This is a genomic window from Kitasatospora sp. NPDC057512 (assembly GCF_042802135.1).
Classification (GTDB): Bacteria; Actinomycetota; Actinomycetes; order Streptomycetales; family Streptomycetaceae; genus Kitasatospora.
This window is the reverse complement of sequence record NZ_JBHVET010000051.1, coordinates 1-22,051: the sequence shown is the minus strand read 5'-3', so window position 1 is coordinate 22,051 and position 22,051 is coordinate 1. Positions and strand designations below refer to the sequence as shown.

Annotated in this window: 20 protein-coding genes; 9 read left to right on the top strand and 11 right to left on the bottom strand. The window is 74.4% G+C overall.

What is annotated here, in order from left to right; translation table 11 throughout:
- Positions 1–54: 54 nt before the first annotated feature.
- Positions 55–1,533, bottom strand: a complete 1,479-nt coding sequence (locus ACFU6K_RS06355; protein ID WP_380661211.1) for a sensor histidine kinase — start codon at positions 1,531–1,533, stop codon at positions 55–57.
- Positions 1,530–2,210 carry a response regulator transcription factor gene (locus tag ACFU6K_RS06350; protein WP_380661209.1) on the bottom strand — a complete coding sequence of 227 codons (681 nt, stop codon included), beginning with the start codon at positions 2,208–2,210 and terminating at the stop codon, positions 1,530–1,532. Before ACFU6K_RS06350 ends, ACFU6K_RS06355 begins: the two co-directional genes overlap by 4 nt.
- A 200-nt stretch (positions 2,211–2,410) precedes the next feature.
- Between ACFU6K_RS06350 and ACFU6K_RS06345 the strand changes: the two genes are divergently transcribed.
- Entirely contained in the window at positions 2,411–3,937 is a 1,527-nt protein-coding gene (locus ACFU6K_RS06345; RefSeq protein ID WP_380661208.1) for a glutamate synthase subunit beta, read from the top strand.
- A 49-nt stretch (positions 3,938–3,986) separates the two neighbouring features.
- On the opposite strand, the gene ACFU6K_RS06340 is transcribed toward ACFU6K_RS06345, so the two are convergent.
- Complete coding sequence (locus ACFU6K_RS06340) at positions 3,987–5,540, bottom strand: TolB family protein (protein ID WP_380661206.1); 1,554 nt, start codon at positions 5,538–5,540, stop codon at positions 3,987–3,989.
- 248 nt (positions 5,541–5,788) lie between these two features.
- Between ACFU6K_RS06340 and ACFU6K_RS06335 the strand changes: the two genes are divergently transcribed.
- Positions 5,789–6,316 carry a YcxB family protein gene (locus ACFU6K_RS06335; RefSeq protein WP_380661205.1) on the top strand — a complete coding sequence of 176 codons (528 nt, stop codon included), beginning with the start codon at positions 5,789–5,791 and terminating at the stop codon, positions 6,314–6,316.
- A gap of 29 nt (positions 6,317–6,345) precedes the next feature.
- Here ACFU6K_RS06335 and ACFU6K_RS06330 read toward each other — a convergent pair whose 3' ends face one another.
- Positions 6,346–7,713 carry an MFS transporter gene (locus tag ACFU6K_RS06330; RefSeq protein WP_380661203.1) on the bottom strand — a complete coding sequence of 456 codons (1,368 nt, stop codon included), beginning with the start codon at positions 7,711–7,713 and terminating at the stop codon, positions 6,346–6,348.
- 127 nt (positions 7,714–7,840) lie between these two features.
- Here ACFU6K_RS06330 and ACFU6K_RS06325 point away from each other — a divergent pair, with 127 nt between their 5' ends.
- Together ACFU6K_RS06325 and ACFU6K_RS06320 are read left to right on the top strand one after the other, a co-directional pair.
- Positions 7,841–8,527, top strand: coding sequence for a TetR/AcrR family transcriptional regulator C-terminal domain-containing protein (locus tag ACFU6K_RS06325; RefSeq protein ID WP_380661202.1), 687 nt, complete (start codon positions 7,841–7,843; stop codon positions 8,525–8,527).
- A 19-nt stretch (positions 8,528–8,546) separates the two neighbouring features.
- Positions 8,547–9,059 carry an isochorismatase family protein gene (locus ACFU6K_RS06320; RefSeq protein ID WP_380661201.1) on the top strand — a complete coding sequence of 171 codons (513 nt, stop codon included), beginning with the start codon at positions 8,547–8,549 and terminating at the stop codon, positions 9,057–9,059.
- Between the two features lie 68 nt (positions 9,060–9,127).
- On the opposite strand, the gene murQ is transcribed toward ACFU6K_RS06320, so the two are convergent.
- Positions 9,128–10,033 (bottom strand): N-acetylmuramic acid 6-phosphate etherase, encoded by a 906-nt coding sequence (gene murQ, locus ACFU6K_RS06315; protein ID WP_380661200.1) that lies wholly within the window; start codon positions 10,031–10,033, stop codon positions 9,128–9,130.
- Positions 10,034–10,199: 166 nt separating this feature from the next.
- Between murQ and ACFU6K_RS06310 the strand changes: the two genes are divergently transcribed.
- Positions 10,200–10,823 (top strand): endonuclease, encoded by a 624-nt coding sequence (locus ACFU6K_RS06310; protein ID WP_380661199.1) that lies wholly within the window; start codon positions 10,200–10,202, stop codon positions 10,821–10,823.
- A 31-nt stretch (positions 10,824–10,854) separates the two neighbouring features.
- Here ACFU6K_RS06310 and ACFU6K_RS06305 read toward each other — a convergent pair whose 3' ends face one another.
- Positions 10,855–11,535 (bottom strand): DUF6445 family protein, encoded by a 681-nt coding sequence (locus tag ACFU6K_RS06305; RefSeq protein ID WP_380661198.1) that lies wholly within the window; start codon positions 11,533–11,535, stop codon positions 10,855–10,857.
- Positions 11,536–11,651: 116 nt separating this feature from the next.
- Positions 11,652–12,299, bottom strand: a complete 648-nt coding sequence (locus ACFU6K_RS06300; protein ID WP_380661197.1) for a TetR/AcrR family transcriptional regulator — start codon at positions 12,297–12,299, stop codon at positions 11,652–11,654.
- Positions 12,300–12,493: 194 nt separating this feature from the next.
- Here ACFU6K_RS06300 and ACFU6K_RS06295 point away from each other — a divergent pair, with 194 nt between their 5' ends.
- Both ACFU6K_RS06295 and mca read left to right on the top strand, forming a co-directional pair.
- Positions 12,494–13,939 (top strand): MDR family MFS transporter, encoded by a 1,446-nt coding sequence (locus tag ACFU6K_RS06295; protein ID WP_380661196.1) that lies wholly within the window; start codon positions 12,494–12,496, stop codon positions 13,937–13,939.
- 28 nt (positions 13,940–13,967) lie between these two features.
- A complete protein-coding gene (gene mca, locus ACFU6K_RS06290) occupies positions 13,968–14,891 on the top strand; it encodes a mycothiol conjugate amidase Mca (protein ID WP_380661195.1) in 924 nt (307 codons plus the stop codon).
- Between the two features lie 113 nt (positions 14,892–15,004).
- On the opposite strand, the gene ACFU6K_RS06285 is transcribed toward mca, so the two are convergent.
- Positions 15,005–16,510, bottom strand: a complete 1,506-nt coding sequence (locus tag ACFU6K_RS06285) for a PHB depolymerase family esterase (protein ID WP_380661194.1) — start codon at positions 16,508–16,510, stop codon at positions 15,005–15,007.
- A 194-nt stretch (positions 16,511–16,704) separates the two neighbouring features.
- Here ACFU6K_RS06285 and ACFU6K_RS06280 point away from each other — a divergent pair, with 194 nt between their 5' ends.
- Positions 16,705–17,253 carry a PaaI family thioesterase gene (locus tag ACFU6K_RS06280; RefSeq protein WP_380661193.1) on the top strand — a complete coding sequence of 183 codons (549 nt, stop codon included), beginning with the start codon at positions 16,705–16,707 and terminating at the stop codon, positions 17,251–17,253.
- 163 nt (positions 17,254–17,416) lie between these two features.
- Here the strand turns inward: ACFU6K_RS06280 and ACFU6K_RS06275 are convergent, their stop codons facing one another.
- The 3 genes from ACFU6K_RS06275 to ACFU6K_RS06265 all read right to left on the bottom strand — a co-directional run bounded on the left by ACFU6K_RS06275 (position 17,417) and on the right by ACFU6K_RS06265 (position 20,291).
- Positions 17,417–18,415 carry a YdcF family protein gene (locus ACFU6K_RS06275; protein ID WP_380661192.1) on the bottom strand — a complete coding sequence of 333 codons (999 nt, stop codon included), beginning with the start codon at positions 18,413–18,415 and terminating at the stop codon, positions 17,417–17,419.
- 73 nt (positions 18,416–18,488) lie between these two features.
- On the bottom strand, positions 18,489–19,451 hold the full coding sequence (gene pip, locus ACFU6K_RS06270) for a prolyl aminopeptidase (RefSeq protein ID WP_380661191.1): 963 nt from the start codon (positions 19,449–19,451) through the stop codon (positions 18,489–18,491).
- A gap of 141 nt (positions 19,452–19,592) precedes the next feature.
- Positions 19,593–20,291 carry a TetR/AcrR family transcriptional regulator gene (locus tag ACFU6K_RS06265; protein WP_380661190.1) on the bottom strand — a complete coding sequence of 233 codons (699 nt, stop codon included), beginning with the start codon at positions 20,289–20,291 and terminating at the stop codon, positions 19,593–19,595.
- A gap of 125 nt (positions 20,292–20,416) precedes the next feature.
- On the opposite strand from ACFU6K_RS06265, the gene ACFU6K_RS06260 reads away from it, so the two are divergent.
- Positions 20,417–21,982: an MFS transporter gene (locus ACFU6K_RS06260; RefSeq protein WP_380661189.1), complete on the top strand. Its 1,566-nt coding sequence runs from the start codon at positions 20,417–20,419 to the stop codon at positions 21,980–21,982.
- Positions 21,983–22,051: the final 69 nt, after the last annotated feature.

Genomic DNA, 22,051 nt, shown 5'->3' with positions numbered 1-22,051 from the left:
CAGGCCATGCGCCGGGCCCGTCCGCGCGGTCAGCCGTGGGAGCCGTCCGCGCGGTCAGCCGTCGGGCCCGTCCGCTCCGTCGGCGCCGAGGGTGAAGCCGATCACCGCGCCGCCGCCCTCCCGGTTGGCGGCGAAGGCCGTACCGCCGTGCGAGCGGGCCACCTCGTGCACGATGGCCAGGCCCAGCCCGGAGCCGGGCAGGCCGCGGGCGGCGGTGGCCCGGTAGAAGCGGTCGAAGACCCGGTCGAGGTCGGCCGCGTCGATGCCCGGGCCGCGGTCGCGCACCTCCACCCGCGGGCCGCGCACCACCACCTCGATCGGGCCCGTCCCGGCGGGGTCGAACTTGGCGGCGTTGTCCAGCAGGTTGCCCACCGCGCGGGCCAGCGCGTCCGGCCGGGCGGTGACCACGGTCGCGTCCGCGTCCACCACGACCTCCCGGTCGCCGCGCCGCCGGGCCTGGGCGGCGGCCTGCTGGACCACGTCGGCGAGCAGCACCTCGGTCGGCTGCTCGTCCGCCCTGCGGTCCGCCGCGAGCGCCACCAGCTCCTCCACCAGCTGGGTCAACTCCCGGGTCTCCTCGACCAGATCGGCCATCAGCGCGGCGCGTTCGGCGGGTGGCAGCCGGTCCAGGCTGGGGAGCACCGAGAGGTTGGTCCGCAGGCTGGTCAGCGGGGTGCGCAGCTCGTGCCCGGCGTCCTGGACCAGTCGGCGCTGGTTCTCCTTGGCGGTGGCGAGCCGGCCCAGCATCCGGTCGAAGGCCCGGCCGAGCCGGCCCACCTCGTCCGTGCCGGCGGCGGGTACGGGGACGTCCAACCGCCCACTGGCGGCGACCAGTTCGGCCGCGTCGGTGAGCCGGACCAGCCGTCGGGTGATCCGTCGGGCGAGCAGCCGGCCGGCCCCGCCGGCGAGCACCGCGACGATCGCCACCAAGGCGACCGTACGGGTCCGCAGGGTGGTCAGCAGCTTCTCGGTGGGCCCGACCTGCTGGATGATCTGGACCGCCCCGCGCCGGCCGCCGAGCGAGACCACGCCGACCCGGTAGGCCTCGCGGTGTTCGTGGCGCAGCCCGATCGAGGTGCGGCCCGGCTGGTCGGCGTGGGCGAGCTCGTGGTCGGCCGGGCTCGGCGGCAGGTCGAGCCGGGCGGTGCCGGGCAGCACCGCGCCGTCGGGGTCGAGCGACTGGGTGGTGACCCGGATCGGGCGGACCAGGTCGGCGCTCAGGCCGCTCGGGCCGGCGAAGTCCCCCGGGAAGAGGACCTCCCGTTGGACCTGCCGGCCGACGGAGTCGACGGCGGCGCCGAAGTCGGCGGTCTCGTCGTCCCGGATCAGCCGCGCGGCGGCGTCGTAGCCGAGTGCGCCGATCAGCACCGCGACCAGCGCAGCGATCGCGGCGAAGGCCAGCGCGAGGGTGGTGGGCAGGCCGGGGCGCGGCAGCCGGGGGAGGCGGGGGAGGCGGCCGGTCGGGCGCGGCGGCGGGGGCGTGCGGCGGGCCGGGCGCGGCAGCCGGGGGAGGCGGCGGGCCGGGCCGGTCACGGCTCGCGCAGCGTGTAGCCGACGCCGCGGACGGTGTGGATCAGCGGCGCCAGGCCGGGGCGGTCGAGCTTGCGGCGCAGGTAGCCGATGAACACCGCGAGGTTCTTCGAGCCGGGGCCGAAGTCGTAGCCCCAGATCCGCTCGTACAGGGTGGCCTGGTCGAGGACGGCGCCGGCGTGCCGGGCGAGGAGCTCCAGCAGGTCGAACTCGGTGCGGGACAGCTCGAGTTCCTGGGCGGCGCGCCAGGCCCGGCGGGCCGGCGGCTCGATCCGCAGGTCGGCGACGGTCAGCACCTCGGTGGCGGACTCCGGCGGACGGCGGCGCAGCAGGGCGCGCAGGCGGGCGAACAGCTCGTCCACGTCGAAGGGCTTGACCAGGTAGTCGTCCGCGCCGGCGTCGAGGCCGGCGATCCGGTCCGGCACCTCGACCCGGGCGGTGAGCATCAGCACCGGGGTGCGGTCGCCGGCCTCGCGCAGCCGGCGGCAGACCTCCAGGCCGTCCGGCTCGGGCATCATCACGTCGAGCACCAGGACGTCCGGGCGCTGCTCCGCGAGGACGGCCAGGGTCTGGGTGCCGTCGGCGGCGACCCGCACCCGGTAGCCCTGCAGCATCAGCGCGCGGGCGAGCGAGTCGCGGATGGCCCGGTCGTCCTCGGCGATCAGCACGGTGTGGGTCATGGCGGAGATTCTCCCTGGCGTGCGCACGGCGGTTCCGGGCGGGGGCGGGGTGTCCGGGCCCGCTCCGGGGGGTCGCCCCGGGGCGGTCCGTGACGGCCGGGGCTGTTGCGCGGTGCTTCGCGGGCGTACGGTGGCCGTACGGTGGCGCGCCGCCGGGTGGGCCGCCTGATCCGAGTCGGCACGCCCTGCCGGAGGCCGCGATGGCAGACCGGATGGCCTTCTTCACCACCCCGCGCGAAGAGCGGGCGCGGCGTGATGCGCGCGAGCGGCTGGGGGACTGGCGGGAGGTGTACCGGCCCGGCCCGCTGCTGCCGGTGGTGGGCGGGCAGGCGGGGCGGTGCATGGACTGCGGGCTGCCGTTCTGCCACAGCGCCTGTCCGCTCGGGAACCTGGTGCCGGAGTGGAACCGGCTGGTGGCGGAGTCGGGGACGGGTTCCGGGGAGGGGGCCGGAGCGGGCGCGGAGGGCGGCGCGGACTGGCGGGCGGCCGCGGCACGGCTGCTGGCGACCAACAACTTCCCGGAGTTCACCGGGCGGCTCTGCCCGGCGCCCTGCGAGAGCGCCTGCGTGCTGGCCATCGACGGCGCGGCGGTGGCGATCAAGAACGTGGAACTGGCGATCGCCGACCGGGCCCTGGACGCGGGCTGGGACGGGCCCAGGCCGCCCGAGTGCGCCGAGCGGGCCGGTGGGCGGCGGGTCGCGGTGATCGGCTCGGGCCCGGCCGGGCTGGCCGCCGCCCAGCAGCTGACCAGGGCCGGGCACGCCACCACGGTGTACGAGCGGGCCGACCGTGCGGGCGGGCTGCTGCGGTACGGCATCCCGCCGTTCCGGCTGGAGAAGCACCGGCTGGAGCGCCGGCTGGACCAGCTGCGGGCCGAGGGCACCGACTTCCGTACCGGGGTGTGGGTCGGCCGGGACGTCCCGGGCGAGGAGCTGCGGGCCGGGTACGACGCGGTGGTGGTCGCGGTGGGCGCGACCGCCTGCCGGGAGCTGCCGGTGCCGGGGCGGGACCTGTCCGGGGTGCACCAGGCGATCGAGTACCTGACCTGGGCGAACCGGGTGGACGAGGGCGACTGCCCGGTCTCGCCGATGTCCGCCGAGGGGCGGCACGTGGTGATCGTCGGCGGCGGCGACACGGCGGCGGACTGCCTGGGGACGGCGCTGCGCCAGCGCGCCGCCTCCGTCACCCAACTGGACATCAACCCGCGTCCGCCGCGGGGCCGGGCCGCCGGGCAGCCCTGGCCGGTGTACCCGAAGGTGTACCGGGAGACCACCTCGCACGAGGAGTCCGGCGCGGCGGAGGCCGGGCCCCGGGTGTTCGCGGCGACCACCGTCGGCTTCGAGCCCGGCCCGGACGGCCGGCTGGCCGCCGTCCGCCTCGCCGAGGCCGAGCCCGCCGACCGCAGCCCGCGGGCGGGCACCGAGCGGAGGCTGCCGGCGCAGCTGGTGCTGCTCGCGCTGGGCTTCACCGGGCCGGACCCGGACCGGCGGCTGTTCGCCCAACTCGGCCTCGCCACCGGGCCGGAGGGCACGCTGGCCAGGGACGACGGCTTCGCCACGGCGGCGGAGGGCGTGTTCGTGGCGGGGGACGCCGGGCGCGGGCAGTCGCTGATCGTCTGGGCGATCGCCGAGGGGCGGGCGGTGGCCGCGGCGGTGGACCGGTACCTGCGGGGGTGGACGGAACTGCCGGCGCCGATCCGGGCCTCGGCGCGGGCTCTCACGGTGTGAGACCGGGAGCGCCCGCGCCGGTCGGGGCGGTCGGGGTGGGGGTTCGCTGTCAGAACAGCGGCAGGCGGCGGAGGAACACGTCCTCGGCGTTGTTGGTGTCACCCGGGACGAGGGTGCTGTCGGACGAGGTGAACACCACCGATGTGCCGAAGGCATCGGGGAACGGGGCGTACGAGGAGCCGGTGGTCTGCGCACCGTCGCCCGCCACGGTGACCCGCTCGGTGCGGCCGGTCCACAGGTCGCGCCGGAACACGTCCTCGGCGTTGTTGGTGTCGCCGGGGACGAGGTTCTCCGCCGTCGAGCTGAAGTAGACCCACCGGCCGTCCGCCGTCAGCCGGCCGCCGTAGGAGTCGAAGGTGGTCTTCGTCCCGGGCAAGCCGACGCTGACCAGCGTTTCGGTGCCCTGCCGGAGGTCGCGGACGTAGACCTCGAAGTGGCGGTCCCAGGAGGTGTCGCCGTGGATGATCCAGGAGGAGTAGACGGCGTAGCGGCCGTCCGGGCTGATCGACGGGTCGGCCGCGCCCCGGTAGCCGCCGTCGGGGGCCGAGGAGGCCAGGCTGGTCCGCTCGGTGCGCAGGTCGCGGACGTACAGGGGGTAGAGGCGCGGCTTGAGGAGTTCCGCGTGGGTGTCCGCGTGGGTGTCCGGGCGGGTGTCCGAGTCGGTGTCCGCGCGGGCGTTCGGGCGGGCTTCCGGGCGGAGGGAGTCGGCGGCGAACTCCTGGTCGGAGCCGGCCCTGAGCTCGGCGACCGCGACCGGGGAGAGGGTGTCGGGCCGACCCGGGCCGATGAGGTTGGTCGCCTTGGAGATGAAGACGACCGTGCTGCCGTCGCCGCTGATCTCCGGCGAGGCGGAGGAGGCGTCGGCCTCCTTGCCGTCCGCGCCGATGCTGACCAGGCGGGTGTCGCCGGTCCAGAGGTCGGTGACGTAGATGTTGCCGCCGAACCAGGTGACCGTGCCGGGGGCGAGGTCGCTGCGGTTGGACTGGTAGGCGACGTAGCGGCCGTCCCAGCTGATCGAGGGGACGTCGGACACCCGGTCGGTCTGCGGGGCTCCCGGCGCCTTGCCGACGCTGACCAGCCGGGTCTCGTCGGTCCAGCGGTCGTGGACGTAGACGTCCTGGTAGCCGCGGTTGGCGCCGGGGGCGAGGTTCGTGGCGCTGGAGCCGAACGCCACGTAACGGCCGTCGCCGCTGATCGCGGCGTGGTGGGCGGGGCCGTCGGCCTGGACGCCGCCCGGGCCGGTGTCGACCCGTTCGGTGCGGCCGGTCCACAGGTCGCGGACGAAGACGTCGGTGGCGCCGTTGGTGTCGCCTGGTACCAGGTCGGCCGCCTCCGAGGTGAAGACGGCGTAGCGCCCGTCGGCGCTCAGGCCGCGGGCCTGGGAGGCGCCGGTGGCCTGCGCCTGGCCGGGGCCGACGGAGACGCGTTCGGTGCCCGTGCCGCCCGGCAGGGCGGACGGCTGTGTGGTGGACGGCTGTGTGGTGGACGGGGCCGCCTGGGCGGGGGCGGCGACGGTGATGGTGACGGTGATGGAGACGGCGGCGGCCAGTGCGGCGGCCGCGAGGGTGCGGGCCGCGCGCAGTGGGCGGCGGATGCGGGTCATCGGGTTCCCTCCCCTGGGATCGGCCGTGCCGCGTCGGCGGTGGACGCCGAACTCCCCGGCGGCCGGCTCGGGGTGAGCCAACCCCCGGGCGGGGTGGTCGGTCAACGGGTGGGTGTCGGGAGCGGCGCATTCACGCCGGAGGGCGGGGAGGCCGTGGACGCGGTCGCATCGGGTACGTACGGTCTTTGCTACGATCCGGCGAAACTGGTGTCAGGAGTTGTGCGTACATGGGTCGGAGGGTGGGGGACGTGGGTTCCGACGAGCGGGCGGTGACGTCGGTCGAGGTCCGCTACACCCCGACGGCCGAGGACTTCCGGGAGTCCTTCGCGGCGTGGGACCGGTGCACGGTGGCCGGTCGCCGGTCGCGGCGGGCCGTGTACACGGTCGCCGTCGGCGGGACGGCGGTGGTCGGGCTGCTCGCCGTCCTCGGCGGGACGGTGCTGCGGGTGGTCGCCCTGCTGGTGGCGGTCGTGCTGCTCGTGGTCCTCGCGGGGCCCGCGACGCGGGTGCGGCGGGTGACCAGGGCGGCGATGGAGAAGGGCGAGTTCAGGGTCCTGCTGGACGACCACGGGGTGGTCGTGAGCACCGAGGCCGCGGTCACCGAGTTCGCCTGGCCGGAGCAGCGGTACTACCTGGAGACGCCCCGGCTGTTCCTGCTGCTGAGCGGCAACGAGGAGACCGGTGTGCTGACCATGCTGCCCAAGCGCGGGGTCGACGACCTCCGGGGGCTGGCGGAGCTGGTCGACCGGCACGCGACGGCGCTCGTCCGGGACTGAGCAGTCGTGGGGTGGGTGCGGCGGGCGCGTCACGGGGTGGGCTCCGGCGCGGCCGGCCCGGTGCGGTGCGCCCGCTGGTCGTAGCGCCAGAGCGCGGGGAGCGCGGCGGACACGGCGGCCGAGCTGCCGAGGCAGAGCAGGCCCCCCGTGCGCAGCGCGGCCCGGATGCCCTGGCGGGCGGCGAGCCCGCCCGCCCGCAGGTCGCCCAGGGCCGGTCCGGCGGAGCCGATCAGCATCTCCAACCCGGCCGCGCGTCCCCGGAGTTCGTCCGGAATGGACTGGTTCCAGATGGCGCTGCGGAAGGTGTCGCCGACCCAGTGCGCGCCGCCCGCGACCGTCAGGCAGAGCAGGACGGCCCACAGGCCCGGGGCGAACGCGGCCGCCGCCGTCGCCGCGCCGACCAGGGCCGCGGAGAGCAGGACCAGTCGGCCGTGCCGGTGCACCCGCTCCGCCCACCCGCCGGTCGCGGCGGCGATCAGGCTGCCGGCCGCACCGGCCGAGTAGAGCAGGCCGAGCGCCCAGGTGGCGTCCAGCTCCGCGGCCAGGAACGGGAAGAGCGCGGTGGGCAGGGCGAAGACGGTGGCCGCGAGGTCGGCCAGGTAGGTGCCGACCAGGTCGGGCCGCCGGGCCGCGTACCGGGCGCCGTCGAGGAACTCGGTGAGCCGCGGCGCCTCGGCGTCCCGCTCCGAGGGGACCGGCCGGACCCGGGCGAGCAGGGCGATCGAGAGTAGGAAGGTGCCGAGGTCGACCAGGTAGGCCGCCGGGACGCCGGCGGTCGCGATCAGCAGGCCGGCCGCCGCCGGGGCGGCCACGCCGCCGATGCTCCAGCGCAGGGAGAGCAGGGCACCGGCCGCCACCAGCTGGTCCTGGGGCACCAGTCGGGGAACCATCGCCTCGACCGAGGGCTGCTGGATGCCCTGGATCGCCGCCGCCACCCCGGCGGCGACGTAGAGCGGCCAGACGGCGGGGGTGCCGAGCAGTGCGTTGGCCAGGAGTAAGGCGCTGAGCGCGGCCAGGGCGACCTCGGTGACCAGGGCGACGGTGCGGCGGTCGGCGCGGTCGGCGAGGACGCCGCCGTAGAGGCCGAACAGGATGACGGGCACGAGCTCGACCGCGCCGACCGCGCCCACGGCCAGCGGCGAGCCGGTGAGGTCGGCGATCTGGAGCGGGATCGCGGTCATGGTGAAGATCGAGCCGAGCAGGGTGACGGTGCCGGAGGTCCAGGTCAGCCGGAAGTCCCGGGAGGAGCGCCAGGGGGCGGTGTTCGGCAGCAGCCGGGACCAGCGGCGGTCCGGTTCGGGGGTGGTGTTCGGGTTGGAGGTGGGGTTCGGTTCGGAGGTGGGGTTCAGGTTGGAGGTGGGGTTTGGTCCGGAGGTGGGGTTCGGGTTGGAGGTCACGAGGGGTGGGATCCCTTCGCGGTCGTCGGCGTCGCGACGGCCGTCCTTATCGCTGATAAATTCCAGCTCGGGAACTTATCGGCGATAAGGTGGGTCTGGCAAGCGGATAACCCAGGAGGGCGATCGGATGGCGCTGCAACGCGACGAGGTGGTGCGCACGGCGCTGCGCCTGCTCGACGAGGAGGGCATCGACGGGCTGACCACCCGTCGGCTCGCCCGTGAACTCGGCGTCCAGTCACCGGCGTTGTACTGGCACTTCAAGAACAAGCGGGAACTGCTCGACCTGATGGCCGAGGCGATGCTCGCCGAGGCCCTCCCGCCCGACCGCGAGCCGGACCCGGCGCACTGGCCCGAGTGGATCGCCGCCGACGCCCGCGCCAAGCGCGGCGCCCTGCTCGCCTACCGCGACGGTGCCCGGGTGCACGCCGGAACCCTGCCCACCGCGGACGAACTCCCGGCGGTGGAAGCCCAGTTGGCCGCCCTGTGCGGGGCCGGGCTGCACCCGCGCACGGCGCTGCGGCTGCTGCTGACCGTCGACCGGTACATCATGGGCTGGGTCACCGAGGAGCAGGCCTGGCGGCAGGACACCGCGGACCGCGACCGGCCGCCGTTCCCGGATGAGGCGCTGCGCGAACTGCCGCTGCTGCGCGAGGCGGTGGACGTACTGCGGATGACCGACCACGACGCGGACTTCGAGTACGGGCTGCGGGTGCTGATCGAGGGGTTCCGGGCGGAGATCGCGCGGGAGGCGGCGGAGGGGGTGCCGGCGTCGGACCGGGCCCAGGGGGGCCGGGCGTCGGACGGGCCGGCGTGACTGGACTAGCGTGGCGCCCATGACCACCCTTGATCCCCGCAGTACGGCCCTGGTCCTGATCGACCTGATGGACCGGATCGTCGCCAACCCGCTCGCGCCGCGCACCGGTTCGGAGGTGGTGGAGGCCTCGCTGGAGCTGGCCCGGGAGTTCCGGGCGGCGGGCGCGCCCGTGGTCGCGGTCCGGGTCGAGCGGCCGAACGTCACCGAGCAGCCGCCCGGGAGCGGGCTGGTCGCGGAGGTCGCGGCGGTGGCCGACGAGGTCGTGGTGAAGCGCACCATCGGCGCCTTCCAGGGCACCGGGCTGGACGGGCTGCTGCGGGCGCGGGGCGTGGAGACCCTGGTGTTCACCGGGATCGCCACCAACCTCGGCGTGGAGTCGAGCGCCCGGGCCGCCGGCGACCACGGGTACCGGCTGGTGTTCGTCGAGGACGCGATGGCCGCGCTCACGGCGGAGGAGCACCGGGCGTCGGTGGAACTGGACTTCCCGCGCCTCGGCGAGGTCGTCGAGGCGGCGGACCTGCGGTTGGGGTGAGCCTGCGGGGACGGGGCTACGGCCGGGCGGGGTGGCGGGCTGCTACGGGCGGGCGAGGCGGAGGGCTGCTACGGCCGGGCGAGGCGGAGGGCTTCGCGCAGCCGTCCCTCCGAGGCCGTGAGCAGGTGCGCGGCGGTGGGGGCGTCCACGTCCGCGAGCAGGGAGAGGATGGCGTCCTTGACCCGGCCGCCGGTCGCGGTCAGGGCGCGGTCGACCGCGGTCCCGTCGGCGCCGGTCGCCTCGGCGACGATCCGTCGGGCGCGGTCGCGCAGCTTGTCGTTGGTGGCGCGGAGGTCGACCATCAGATTTCCGTACGTCCGGCCGAGCCGGACCATCACGGCCGTGGACAGCAGGTTGAGCACCAGCTTCTGCGCCGTGCCCGCCTTGAGCCGGGTCGATCCGGCCAGCACCTCGGGCCCGACCTCCACCTCGACGCCCAGCTCGGCCGCGGCCGCGAGCGCCGAGCCGCGGTTGCACGCCAGCCCGACGGTCAGCGCCCCGGCCGCGCGCGCGGCGCGGACGGCGGCCAGCGGGTAGGGCGTACGGCCGGAGGCGGAGACGCCCACCAGGGTGTCGGCGGGGGTGAGGGCGAGCGCGGCCACATCGGCCTCGGCGAGGTCGGTGCGGTCCTCGGCGCCCTCGGCCGCCGCCGTGACGGCCGGGCGTCCGCCCGCGATCAGGCCGACGACCAGCGCCGGATCGGTGCCGAAGGTCGGCGGGCACTCGACGGCGTCCAGCACGCCGAGCCGCCCGGCCGTCCCGGCGCCCGCGTAGACCAGCCGGCCACCGCGCGCCATCCGGGCGGCCACGGCGTCGACCACGGCGGCGATCCGCTCCAACTCCCCGGCGACGGCCTCAGGCACCGTGCGGTCCTCGGCGTTCATCAGCCGGAGCAGCTCGACCGTGGGCAACGCGTCGATCGCGGCCCACTCGGGGCGGATGGTCTCGGTCGCGGGAACGGTGTCACGGCTCATGCGCCCGCCTCGCTTCGTTCGGCAGGGGCATCCGCCCAGGCGCATCGTCCGATGGTTCGCTCGCTCATGCGGCCAGCCTCCCCGGGTGCGGGGCGCCCGAATCCGGGCAAGCGTGAATGGAGGGGCAAGCGTGGATGGAGGGAACGAGGGAGGCCGGAGGGAGGCGATGGCCGTGGAACCGACCCTTGCCGAACTGCTGGAACGGTTCGGCCGCACCTACGCGGAGGAGGCCGGGATCACGCTGCGCGACAAACCCTCGCCGCTCTACCGGCTGCTCGTCCTGACCGTGCTGTGCTCGGTTCGGATCAGTGCCGACATCGCCACGGCGGCGGCCCGCGAGCTGTCGGCCGCCGGGCTGCGGACCCCGCGCGCCATGGTCGACGCCCGGCGCGGCACGGTCATCGAGGCTCTGGGTCGGGCCCACTACGTGCGCTACGACGAGAGCACCGCCACCGCGCTCGGACGGGGGGCCGAGCTGCTGCTCGACCGTTGGCACGGCGACCTGCGGCGGCTGCGGGGGGAGGCCGGGGGCGAACCGGAGCGGATCGGCGAGCTGCTCCGGGAGTTCCCCCGGATCGGGCCGGTCGGCGCCGGGATCTTCCGGCGCGAGGCGCAAGCGGTCTGGCCCTCGCTGCGGCCGTACTTCGACGAGCGGGTGCTGGCGGAGGCCCGGACGCTCGGGCTGCCGGGTGAGCCGGCCGGTCTGGCGGCGCTGGTCGGGCCGGCGGACCAGGCCCGGTTGGCTGCGGCGCTGACCAGGGCGAGTCTGGCGCACGTGGGGGTCGGGTGAGGGGCGGGTCGTCCGGAGGGTGGGTGCGGGGTCACGCCATCCAGAAGAAGACCGCCGTCATCCGCCGCTCGGCCAGGTCGGCGCCGTAGTAGCCGGTGGCGCTGTGGATCAGGTTGGCGTGGTAGAGGAGCAGGTGGTTGTAGCGGTTGGGGACGCGGACGTCCTCGGTGAAGTGGTCGGCGGGAACGTGGCGGGTGCCGAGCGCCTCGACCAGGTTGTTGTGCGGGGCGTTGACCAGGTTGCCGCCGAGGCGGCCGCCGGGGAACTGTTGACGGTAGAAGCTGGTGCCGGCGTCCTTCGGGGCGCCGGGGCTGAGGTAGAGGACGGCGGCGTAGCGGCAGAGTGCGCGCGAGTCGGTGTGGGGGCGGGACTCGGACTCCTCGGCGCCGACGACCTGGACGCAGTTGTGGTTGAGCGTGCCGCCGCCCGGGGTGCTCTGCACCCAGAGCCGGGAGGCGCCGGTGGCCTTGCGGACCAGCGACTCGACCCGGGCCAGTTCCTCGGGTTCCAGGCCGGGCATGGTGCGCAGCCCCGGCCAGGTCTCGGGGCGGTGCGGATAGCCCTCGGTCCAGTCCCCGCGGGCCAGACAGCGCTCCCGGACGGCGTCCGGGTCGGGCAGTACGTCGTCCAGGACCCAGTAGTCCCGGCCCCGGGTGGGCTTGCGGTAGGGCAGGACCGGCAGGGCGGTGGGCCTGATGGGCTGTGAGGGCATGGGCCGACGATAGAGGCGGCGATCGCCAACCTTCTGCCGTGAGCAGGTCAACCTTTCGTCAAGGGTGCTCCGGCCCGGACGCGCGGCTCAGCCCCTGGTGGGAGGCCGGGCCTGGGCTAGGCCTCCCGCACGGCGAAGCTCCCGAGGGCGCCCTCCAGGCGGTCGTAGGCCCGGACCGCCGAGGGGCGGACGGCGGTGGCGATCGCCGCCTGCTCCTCGCCCGCCAGGGTGCGGCGGAACACCTCGGCGAACACCGCGCGGTCGACGGCGGCGAGCAGCGCGGCGGCGACGCGGCACTCGAAGCCGACGGGTCTCTCGTGCACCGCCTCGGCGAGCGCCTCGGCGAGTGCCGTCTCGCCCTGCTCGTGCAGCTCGCGCAGCCGGGCGCCCAGGGCGGGGCTGTCGAAGACGGTGCGGGCGAAGTCCGGGCCGGAGAAGCCGAGCCGGGCGTCGTGCCGGTCGAGCCCGGCGAGGCAGTCGCGGCGCAGCGCGGCGAGCGCGGACTCGCCCGGTATGCGCTCCGCGACGGTCGCGGCGAGCCGGACGACGAGCTCCTCGTGCAGGTCGAAGAAGAGGTCCTCCTTGCGCGGGAAGTGGTTGGTGACGGTCATCTTGGCGACGCCGGCGGCGGCCGCGACCTCGGCGATGGTCGTGCGGTCGAAGCCCTGCTCGATGAAGAGCCTGGTCGCGGCGTGCGAGATCGCCTCGCGGGTGCGGCGCTTGTTGAGCTCGCGCAGGCTCGGCGTGGTCGCGTTCTCGGTCATGCCGGGAGCGTAGCGCAGGTTGCTGGGTCGAGTACAGGAATTAGGCTTGACCTAATCAGTGGGTCCGGCCTAAGTTCTTCCCGGGTGGTCGGAGCGGCTGCCCGGGTGAGCGTCCGAGAGTGTGCCGAGCGAGCGTCGGGGTGCCGCACGCGGGTTCGGGGGCGGCTCGCCCGACTGCGACTAGGGAGGGGCGCATGACGACATCCGTCACCGCGAAGGACCAGCCGGGAGGAGTCCGGGAGGGGGCGCCGGAGCCGATTCCGCCGGGCCTGTGGAAGATGGCCTCGGTGCTCGCGCTGGGGCCGGTGCTCGCGCTGTTGGACAGCACGATCGTCAACGTCGGCATCGACTCCGTCGGCCGCGATCTGCACGGCTCGATCGCGGAGGTGCAGTGGGTGGCCACGGGGTACCTGCTGGCGATCTCGCTGACCATGCCGCTCTCGGGATGGGCCGCCGGCCGCTTCGGGGGGCGGCGGGCGTGGCTCGCCTCGGTCGTCCTGTTCGTGCTCGGATCGGCGCTGTGCGGCCTGGCCTGGTCGACGGGCAGTCTGATCGCCTTCCGGGTGCTGCAGGGGATAGGCGGCGGGATGATTCAACCGCTCGGCCAGGCGATCATCATACAAGCGGCCGGGCCGTCCAGGGTCGGGCGGGTGATGGGCACGCTGATGCTTCCGATCAGCCTGGCCCCGGTGCTGGGGCCGATCCTCGGCGGGCTGGTGCTGGAGCACTTCGACTGGCGTTGGATGTTCCTGCTGAACGTGCCGGTCGGGCTGGTGATCCTGCTGCTCGCCGCCCGCTGGCTGCCGGCTGACGAGGCGTCGGACATACCGAAGCCCCGGCTGGACGTGACGGGGCTGGTGCTGCTCTCGCCCGGTCTGACCGGGCTGGTCTACGGGCTCTCGACGATCGGTGACGGTGCGACGGCCGGCTGGGTCGCGCTGGTGGTGGGCGCGGTGCTGGTGGCGGTCTACGGCTGGCACGCGCTGCGGCTGGGCCGCAAGGCCGGCCGGGCGCCGCTGATCGACCTGCGGCTGTTCGCCCGGCGCGGGTTCTCCGTGGCGACGGCGAACAGCTTCCTCCAGGGCGCCGCGCTCTACAGCTCGATGTTCCTGGTGCCGCTGTACTACCAGCAGGTGAAGCACACCGGGGCGGTGGAGGCCGGTCTGCTGCTGGCGCCGCAGGCGCTCGGTACGGCGGTCACCGCCATGCTGGCCGCCCGGATCACCGACCGCTTCGCGCCGCGTCCGCTGATCATGATCGGCATTGCCTGTTCCCTGGTCGGCACGCTCGCGTTCACCCGGCTGGGCAGCGGCTCCGAGCCGGCGGCCTGGCTGATCGCCGGCTCGCTGGCACTGCGCGGCGCGGGCATGGGGCTGATCGCGATCCCCGGCCTGGCGGCGGTGTACGGGAGCGTCGAGAAGGCCCAGGTGCCGGCGGCGGCGGGCGCGGTCAACGTGCTCAACCGGCTCGGCGGGGCGCTCGGCACGGCGGTGCTGACGCTGGCGCTCCAGCAGGCGCAGGGCGGGCACCCCGACCAGCCGGGTGCGGCCTTCGGCGAGACCTTCTGGTGGGTGCTGGCCCTGTCGGCCCTCGCCATCGCCCCGGCACTGCTCTATCCGAACACCCGCCCGTCCCGCTGACCGCCGGGCGGCTCCCGACCGACCAAGCATGGAGGTACCCGTGTCCACCCGTCACCCCGGCGCTCTCCGCCTGCTCAGCGTGCACGCGCACCCCGACGACGAGTCCAGCAAGGGCGCGGCCACCCTCGTCCGGTACGCGGCCGAGGGCGTGGACGTCCTGGTCGCCACCTGCACCGGCGGAGAGCGCGGCTCGGTGCTCAACCCGGCCATGGACCGGCCCGAGGTCCGGGCCGACATCGCCCGCGTCCGCCGCGAGGAGATGGCGGCCGCCCGGGAGATCCTCGGGGTGCGCCAGAGGTTCCTCGGCTTCGTCGACTCCGGGATGCCCGGGCCGGGCGAACCGCTCCCGGAGGGATGCTTCGCGGCCCGGCCGGTGGAGCTCGCGGCGGCGCCGCTGGTCGCGCTGATCCGGGAGTTCCGCCCCCAGGTGGTCGTCACCTACGACGAGACCGGCGGGTACCCGCACCCGGACCACGTGATGACCCACCGGGTCACCGTGGCGGCCGTCGAAGCCGCCGCCGACCCGCAGCGCCACCCCGGGCAGGGCGAGCCCTGGCAGGTGTCCAAGCTCTACTACCACCTGGCGCTCTCCCGGGCGTGGTTCCAGGCCCTGCACGCGGCCATGACGGAACGCGGCGTCCCCTCGGGGATGGGCGAGCTGCTCGCCGGTTGGCCAGACACCCCGCCCGCCCTGGCCACCACCACCCGGATCGCGTGCGCCGAGCAGTTCGCCGTACGGGACGCGGCGATGCTGGCGCACGCCACCCAGGTGCAGCCGGGCGTGGCCTTCATGGCCCACCCGCGGGACATCGAGCGCGAGGTCTGGCCGACGGAGGACTACCACCTGGCCCGGAGCCTGCTGCCGGAGGCCGGTGCGGCGGCCGCGGCGGGCGGGATCGAGACCGACCTGTTCGCCGGACTCCGGGCGGAGGTGGAGGTGGGGGCGGGTTGAGCCTCACGGTCGGCGTGGCGGTGCGGGCCGTGGTGCTGCGGGCGGTCGTGCTGCGGGCCGTAGCGGTGCGGGTGGTCGTGGTGCTGCTCGGTGGCGGGTCGGCTGCCGTCCGTTCAGCACTGGCCGTCGGCGAGCACGTAGAAGCCCGGGCCGGTCTGCTTCAGGGTGTGGGTGACGAAGGTGTTCCAGAGCCCCATGCTCTGGCCCGAGCCCAGCGCGTAGGTCAGGCCGCCGCTCTGGGTGGCACGGCCGGCCAGGACCTGGTCGTAGTTGCTGGCGGTGAAGCACTGGGGTGCGCCCCCGCCCGGGGTGGTCGCCGTCACCGCCGCCGACCGGGCGCCGACCGTGCCCGAGCCGTCGACCGCCGCCACGGTGTAGCCGTACGTGGTGCCGGCCGCGAGTCCGGTGTCGGTGAAGGCCGTACCGGTCGCGGTGCCGACCTGGCCGCCGTTGCGGAAGACCTGGTACGAGGCCGCGTCGCTGACGGCCTGCCAGCCGAGGGTGATCGAACCGGCGGTCGCGCTCGCGGTCAGGCCGGTCGGGGCCGGCAGCCCGGGGTCGGTGGGGCCGGAGCCGCCGTCCAGCCCCCAGAACCGCGCGGTGTGATAGCCGGAGCAGATGGTGTCGAGGAAGTAGGCGCCGGTCGATCCGCACTGGTCGGCCCCGGAGCCCGGGTGGACGGCCAGGCCGTGGCCCATCCCGCTGATCGTGAACACCGTCACGGCGGGCGCTCCGCTCGCGTCGGCGTAGAGCTCCTGGGTGGTGCCGCCGGGGAGGCTCCGGGTGCCGGTCGGCTGGCGGCCGATGCCCTGGACGTTCGTCCACTGGTCCCGCAGCTCGGTCGCGTTCACCGGCCTGACCACGGTGTCGGCCGTGCCCTGCCAGATCGCCACCCTGGGCCACGGTCCGGTGTAACCCGGGTACGCGGCCCGGACCTTGTCGCCCCACTGGGCCGGGGTGAGCCCCTGGTCGGAGTTCTGGCAGCCGGAGGCGGCGGCCTGGCTGGCGGCGCAGTGGGCGGGCAGCCCCGAGTCGATCGCCCCGCCGGCGAACACGTCGGGGTAGTCGGCCAGCAGGTCGGCGGCCATCCCGCCGCCGGCCGAGAGCCCGGTGACGAACACCCGGCGGGCGTCCGAGCCGTACAGGGACTCGGCCTTGGCGACCATCTCGACCACCGACCTGGCCTCGCCGACGCCCCGGGCGGCCTTGCCCGCGTCGAACCAACTGAAGCAGGAGAGACTGTTGTTGACGCTGCTGGTCTGCGGGAACACCACCGCGAAGCCGTACTGGTCGGCGAACTTGGTCCAGCCGGAGTTGCGGTAGTAGTCGGTGGCGCTCTGGACGCACCCGTGCAGCGCGACCACCAGAGGAGCGCCGCCGGGCAGCCCGGCGGGGGTGTAGGTGTACATCGCGAGGTTGCCCGGGTTGGTGCCGAACCCGGTGACCTGCTGGAAGCTTCCGCTCGCGGCCACAGCAGCGGAGGGCGCGGTGGAAACCGTGGCGGTGGCCGTGGCCGTGGCGGCCGTGCTGGGGGCGGCCGCGGCAGTGCCGGGTGCGGCGGTGCCGACCGCGAGGACGGCGGCGGTGAACAGTGCCGCGGCGGTGGGGCGCAGTGGCATGGGGGCTCCTGGGTGGGGGAGGAGTGGGGGCCGATCCCGTGCAGCGTGGCGCGCCACGAGCCCCGGTGCCATGTGACGGTCATCCGGGGTCCGCCGCCCGGGCATGGCACGAGCCGCCATGGTCCATCGGCCCCGTACCCACCCCGTGCCGTAAGGCACTTGAGACGGACGGCCGGACCAGGCAGGTTGATCCCATGACCACAGATGAGATCGCCGCCGAAGGCCCGCAGTCCACGAACGGCCCGGAGCAGCGCACCCGGACCCACACCTGGACGCCCGGCCAGCCGATCGCCGAGTTCACCCACCTGACCGGAGAGGAGTTCCTGCTGGAGTGGATCGCCGGGCGGATCCCGGAGCCCTCGATCTGCAGCACGATGGGCTTCCACCTGACCGAGGTGAAGCCGGGCACGGCGGTGTTCCAGGGCGAACCCGGAGACCACCTCCACAATCCGATGAACACCGTGCACGGCGGCTACCTGGCCACCCTGCTCGACTCGGCACTCGGCTGCGCCGTGCTGAGCAGGCTGCCGGCCGGGGTGGGCTACACGACCACCCAGCTCAACGTCCACATGCTGCGTCCGGTCTTCGCCGACTCCGGGACGCTGCGCTGCGAGGGCGTGGTGCTGCACCTGGGCCGGACGATGGCGACGGCCGAGGCCAGGGTGGTGGGCGCGGAGAACGGCAAGCTCTACGCGCACGCCACCACCACCTGCGCGATCCTGGCTCCCCGCCCGGCGGCCTGACCACCTGGAGGCCTGACCGGGCGGGCGCCGTACCCGCACCGGAAACGGTCGGGCCCCGGCCGCAGTGGCGACTGGGGCCCGGACCTGGTACTCGGAGCACTCGGAGCAGTCAGTGTGCTCGGAGCAGCCAGACAGCCAGAGCGGCCAGAGCAGCAGGAGCCGCTCAGAGTGCCCCGAGCAGCCCGCAGAGGGCGATGAAGCCGCAGATGCCGAAGTTGACCAGCTTGTGCGACAGGAAGATCGCGGCGAACTCGCGGATGGTCGCGCTCGGCCAGTAGTAGCGGGCGGTGGGGGAGCCGAAGACGTGGCCGTTGACGCCGGTCTCGCGGGCGAGCAGGGCGGCCCGGAAGGCGTGGAAGTTGTTGGTGACCACGACGCAGCGGTAGTCGGGCTTGGCCTGCTCCATGATGGCCTTGCTGAACCGCAGGTTCTCCTCGGTGGTGCGCGAGCGGTCCTCGCGCTCGATGTGCTCGGCGGGGAACCCGTGTTCGACCAGGTAGTCGGCCATCGCGTGGGATTCCGGCAGCTTCTCGTCCGGCCCCTGGCCGCCGGAGGTGATGAGCACCGGCGGGTTGCCGCGGGCGGCCTGCTTCTCGTACACCTCGCGGCCCCGGTTCAGCCGGCTGGCGAGCAGCGGCGGGACGCGCTCGCCGCCGATCAGTCCGGAGCCGAGCACGACCACGAAGTCCACGTCCTGGCGGGGCCGGTGGCGGCCGTAGAGGAAGGCGTAGCCGATGAAGCAGGTGAAGAGGAAGGAGACGTAGCCGATCACCAGGAGCAGGGTGCCGACCACGATGCCCAGCCGGACCGAGCGGAGGGCGAGGGCCACGAACAGCATCAGGATGACGGCGACGATGCCCAGCCCGGCGAGCAGCGAGAGCAGGTTGGCGGGCCGCCTGCCCTCCTTGCGGACCATGGTCAGGCCGTTGGCGATGAGGAACCAGATCAGGGCCACCGTTCCGACGGTCGGCAGGAGGAAGATCGCCACCATCGCGATCTCCACCACCAGGGTGGGGGCTCTGCGCAGTTCGGCCAGCACGGCGAGGGAGAGCAGTGAGACGGCGATGCCGAGCAGGATGGCGTTGCTGAACTGGCGACGGTCGCGTAGTACCCCGAGTCCGAACAGGACGAAGAACAGGGCGGCTGGGGCATATGCGATCATACGCCGTATTCTATGGCTGCCGTAGGGCCGGGCCGTTGGTCGGAACGGCCCGGACCCGAGGGCCAGGGAGCGTTCAGGCGAAGCGTTCGATCGCGGCCAGGAGTGCCTCCCTCATCCGCGGACTCCCCGTGTGCCCGGATTCGTCGATGACCGTGAGCCTCGCGTCCGGCCAGGCCTTGGCCAGTTGCCAGGCGGTGGCGAGCGGCCCGCCGAGGTCCAGTCGGCCGTGGATCAGCTCGCCGGGGATTCCGGCCAGCCGCCCGGCGTCGCGCAGCAGTTGGCCGTCCGGCAGGAAGGCCTGGTGCGAGAAGTAGTGCGCGGTGATCCGGGTGAAGGCCATCAGCGCGTCGGAGGGGCGGTCGGTGTACGCGTTCGGCTTGCCCAGCGCCTCGTGCGAGATGACCGCGTCCTCCCAGGTGGCCCAGGCGTTGGCGGCGGCCCGGCGGACGGACTCGTCGGTGCTGTTGAGCAGCCGGCTGTAGGCGGCGAGCAGTTCGACGGTGTCCCCGTCCCGGTCGGCGGGCGGAAGGAAGTCCCGGAACTCCTCCCAGGGCCCGGGCAGGAAGCGGCCCACACCCCGGTAGAGCCAGTCGGTCTCCTCGGGGCGGGTCATGGTGACCCCGCAGATCACGATCGCGGAGACCCGTTCAGGGTGGGCCTGCGCGTACGCGAGGATCAGTGTGGAGCCCCACGAGCCGCCGTGCAGCAGCCACTTGTCGATGCCGAGGTGCTCGCGCAGCCGCTCCATGTCGGCGATCAGGTGCGCCGTGGTGTTGTGCTCCAGGCCGGTCGACGGGTCGGCGGCGTGCGGCCGGCTGAGCCCGCAGCCGCGCTGGTCGAACTGGACGAGGTGGTAGCGCTCCGGGTCGAAGTACCGCCGGGTGCCCGGGTTGTGGCCGGAGCCGGGTCCGCCGTGCACCACCACGGCAGGCCTGCCGGCCGGGTTGCCGGAGGCGTTCCAGTGGATCCGCTGCCCGTCGCCGACGTCCAACAGGCCTTGTGCGTAGGGCTCGTAGAGGGGGTACGGCTCGGGCATCGGTGACTCCTCCGTGGTCGTACGGGCGGGGACCGGTGAGCCTACCCCGTTGCCGGAAGCCGAGGTTTGGCCCGGAGGCGGCGTCGAGGGAGGCGTTGAAGGAGGCGTACCCGAGGCGGCAGCGCGGCCAGGGGAACGGTCTCAGCGCCGCTCCGGCGGCAGCAGGGCCGCGAGGCCGTCGAGGATCCGCTGGACGCCGAACTCGAAGCGGGCGTCCATGTTCGGCTCGGTGAGGTCGTCGGCGAGGTCGACCAGGTTGGGGAAGGTCTCGGCGGGCAGGGCGCGGAACAGGTCTCCGGCGGCGTCGGCGATGTCCCGGCGGTTGGTGCCGAGGACCTCGGAGGCCGAGATCGGCGACTGCTCCTGGAGCACGAAGCCCTGGACGAAGGCGCCCAGCAGGTAGCTGGCCATGGCGGCGTCGGCGTCGGAGAAGCCGGCCGCGCGGAGCCGGTCCAGCTGGTCCTCCATCAGTCCGAGCAGGTTGGGGCCGGGGGCGAGCCGGCCGGCGACGACCTTGGCCGCGTCCCGGGTGTCGAGCAGCAGGCGGCGGTAGCGCCAGCAGTACGCGTGGAACTGTTCGCGCCAGCCGCCCTCGCGCGGCGGGGACTCGGCGGAGCCCATCACCGCGTCGGTGAGCAGGTCGAGGAGTTCCTGCTTGTTGCGGACGTGCCAGTACAGCGAGGCCGCCTTGACGCCGACCTCGGCGGCGACCTTGCGCATGGACAGCCCGGCCAGGCCGTCCCGTTCCAGGACTCGCAGTGCGGCCTGGGCGAGGGCCTCCCTGGTCAGGGGGGGTGTCGCGTCGTCGGTCCAGGGTGTGTCGGTGTGGTTCTGCGGCATGGCTGTGCGGACGCCTCCGGTGGTGCGGTCGATTCCCGCTTGCAATCTAACACCGTTAGGTGCACTCTGTGGCTGTCGCGCCAGCCCCTAACAGTGTTAGGGGCTCCATGATCGGAAGGGAATCCATGGAGAAGTCGAGCGCCCGCCGCAAGCGGCTCGCGCTGCTCACGCTCTGTATCGCCATGTTCATGGCCATGCTGGACAACGTCGTCGTCAATGTCGCCCTGCCCCGCATCGGGCAGGAACTGGACGCCGGGATCAGCGGCCTCCAGTGGGTCGCGGAGGGCTACAGCCTGGTCTACGCCGCACTCGTCCTGACCGGTGGCGCGCTGGGCGACCGCCACGGCCGTACCCGGATGTTCGTGCTGGGGCTCGGCCTGTTCACGCTCGGCTCCGCCGTGGCCGCGCTCGCCGGGACGATCGGCGTGCTGGTCGCGGGCCGGATGGTCCAGGGGGTCGGGGCCGCGCTGCTCACCCCCGGCAGCCTGACCCTGCTGGGGCACGTGTTCACCGACGAGCGCGAGCGGGCCAAGGCGATCGGCGTGTGGTCCGGGGTGTCCGCGATCGGCCTCTCGATCGGTCCGGTGATCGGCGGCCCGCTGGTCGAACACTTCGGCTGGGCCGGCGTGTTCTGGATCAACGTGCCGATCGGCGTGGCCGGCGTCCTGCTCGCCGCGAAGGTCCTCCCGGAGATCCCGCCGCGTGCCCGGCGGATCGACTTCGGCGGGTTCGCGCTCTCGGCGGCGGGCCTCGGCCTGCTCGTCTACGCCTTGGTCGAGGGCCCCGCACGAGGCTGGACCGACCCCCGGGTGACGGGCTGCGGCGCTCTCGCCGCCGTCCTGCTGGCCGCCTTCCTGCTGATCGAACTGCGCCTGGCCGAGCCGATGCTGGAGCTGCGGCTGTTCCGGGACGGCGCGTTGAGCGGTGCGCTGCTCAGCGGGTTCATGGTGAGCTTCGGGATGTTCGGGGCGCTGTTCTTCCTGCCGCTGATGATGCAGGGTGTGCTCGGCTGGTCCCCGTCCGGCGCGGGGTACGCCGGGCTGGCGATGACCGCGATGCTGGTGGTCGCCGGTCCGCTGTCCGGCCGGTTCGCCGCCCGGTACGGCCCCCGGCCGCCGATGGTGCTCGGCCTCGCGCTGTGCGCGCTCGGTCTCGGCGGGCTGTCGCTGTACGGGGACCACGCCCGCTACCCGGAGTACCTGTGGACGCTGTTCACGATGGGCTTCGGCATGGGGCTGACCTTCACCCCGGTCTCGGTCGCGGTGCTCCAGCGGGTCGCCCCGGCGCAGACCGGGATGGCCTCGGCGACCGTCAACACCCTGCGCGAGCTCGGCGGCGTGCTCGGGATCGCGGTGCTCGGCGCCGTCCTGACCAACCGGATGACCGACGGACTGACCTCGGCCCTGCACCGGCTCGGCGTCCCGCCCGAGGCCGTCGGCCCGATCGCGGACGCGCCGACCAGTGCGGCCCACGGTGGTGGCGGCGCGGCCGGAGCGCTGCCCGAGCCGGTGCGCCAGGCGGTGGACGGCGCCTTCGTCGACGGCATCCACCTCGCGCTGCGCTGCGGCTCGGCCGCGCTCGCCGTCACCGCGGTCCTGGTCGCGGTCCTGGTCGGCCGGGCCCGCCCGCTCGCCCCGGCGGCCTCCGGAGAGCCGCAGCCGGAGGATCTGGCCGGGGCGGGCGTCGCCTGAGCCGCCGGGACCGGTGGCGTGCCGTCAGGAGCCGGCGGGGGCGCGAGGTCAGCGGATCCCTTCCACCGC